The organism is Streptomyces hainanensis (genome assembly GCF_004348415.1).
GTDB classification, from domain to species: Bacteria; Actinomycetota; Actinomycetes; order Streptomycetales; family Streptomycetaceae; genus Streptomyces; species Streptomyces hainanensis.
Genome location: NZ_SMKI01000846.1, coordinates 1 through 1,158, shown reverse-complemented (window position 1 = coordinate 1,158; position 1,158 = coordinate 1). Strand labels below are relative to the sequence as shown.

Sequence of the window (1,158 nt, the reverse complement as noted above, 5' to 3'; positions counted from 1 at the left end):
CGTCCGCGAGGCCGGCCTCGCGCGCGGTGGCCGGGTTGAGCCGGGCCACGGCCGCGTGCCGGGTGGCGGCGAGCGCCGGGTCGCCGTCCTGGAGCCGGCCCTGGTCGAGCAGCAGCCGGTGGCCGGCCCGGTGCTCACCGAGTTCGCGGTCCCCGCCGCCACCGGCCGCCGCTACGCCGCCGTGTCGGGCGACCGCAACCCGATCCATCTGCACCCGCTGACCGCCCGCCTGTTCGGCTTCCGCCACGCCATCGCGCACGGCATGTGGACGAAGGCCCGCTGCCTCGCCGCCCTCGACCGCGCCCAGCGGCTGCCCGACGCGTTCACCGTCGACGTGGCCTTCCACGCCCCGGTGCCGCTGCCCTCCCGCGTCGAACTCCGCGCCTGGCCACGGGACGACGGCCGGGCCTTCGCACTCCGCGCCGCCGGCGCGGGCCCCGTCCACCTGCGCGGCCGTCTCCACGGCTGACCAGCCGCCGCCGCTTCGCTCAGGCCCGCAGCCGGCGGGCCAGCAGCGCGCCCGGGGCGGCCAGGGCGCCGGTGAGCGCGAAGGCGGCGAGCAGGGCCCGGCTGGTCGCGTCCGCCCCGTCGCCCGCGAAGGCGACGGCCGGCGAGGTGGTTGTCCCGGGTCCGGTGTCCGGTCTGGTGCCGGGTTTTGTCCTGGTGGGTGGCGATACCTCGTGTTCCACGTCGTGAGACGGCCTACCGGTCGCGGGGCAGCCGACCTACCGTTCGGTGATGACTGAAGCCGCAGCCGCGTACCAACTCGCCCAGGTCAACATCGCCCGCCTCAAGGCCCCACTGGACTCCCCGCAGTTGAAGGACTTCGTCGACGCGCTCGACCCGGTGAACGCCGACGCGGACACCGCCGACGGCTTCGTCTGGCGCCTGCAGGGAGACTCGGGCAACGCGACGGACACGCCGGTGTTCGGGGACGAGTGGTTGATCGTCAACATGTCCGTGTGGCGCGACCTGGACGCCCTGACGGCGTACATGTACCAGGGCCGGCACCGCGAGATGCTGGCCCGCCGCCGGGAGTGGTTCGAGCGCCTGCGGGAGGCGGTCACAACCCTGTGGTGGGTCCCGTCCGGCCACCGCCCGACGGTCGCCGAGGCGGAGTCCCGCCTCCTCCACCTCCGCACCCACGGCCCCACCCCC

3 protein-coding genes and 1 pseudogene are annotated in these 1,158 nt (G+C 75.6%); 2 read left to right on the top strand and 2 right to left on the bottom strand.

Going from position 1 to position 1,158, the window contains the following annotated elements:
* Positions 1–127: pseudogene (locus E1283_RS40110) on the bottom strand (molybdopterin dinucleotide binding domain-containing protein); the annotation flags it as partial.
* On the opposite strand from E1283_RS40110, the gene E1283_RS36395 reads away from it, so the two are divergent.
* Positions 119–469, top strand: a complete 351-nt coding sequence (locus tag E1283_RS36395) for a MaoC family dehydratase (protein WP_425086282.1) — start codon at positions 119–121, stop codon at positions 467–469. The pseudogene E1283_RS40110 and the gene E1283_RS36395 overlap by 9 nt on opposite strands.
* A 19-nt stretch (positions 470–488) precedes the next feature.
* Here E1283_RS36395 and E1283_RS36390 read toward each other — a convergent pair whose 3' ends face one another.
* The gene (locus E1283_RS36390; RefSeq protein WP_132822418.1) at positions 489–689 is read right to left on the bottom strand and encodes a hypothetical protein; all 201 of its coding nucleotides are present in this window, start codon (positions 687–689) and stop codon (positions 489–491) included.
* Between the two features lie 49 nt (positions 690–738).
* On the opposite strand from E1283_RS36390, the gene E1283_RS36385 reads away from it, so the two are divergent.
* Positions 739–1,158 (top strand): DUF3291 domain-containing protein (locus E1283_RS36385; RefSeq protein ID WP_132822417.1); only part of this gene is annotated, 420 nt, incomplete at its 3' end.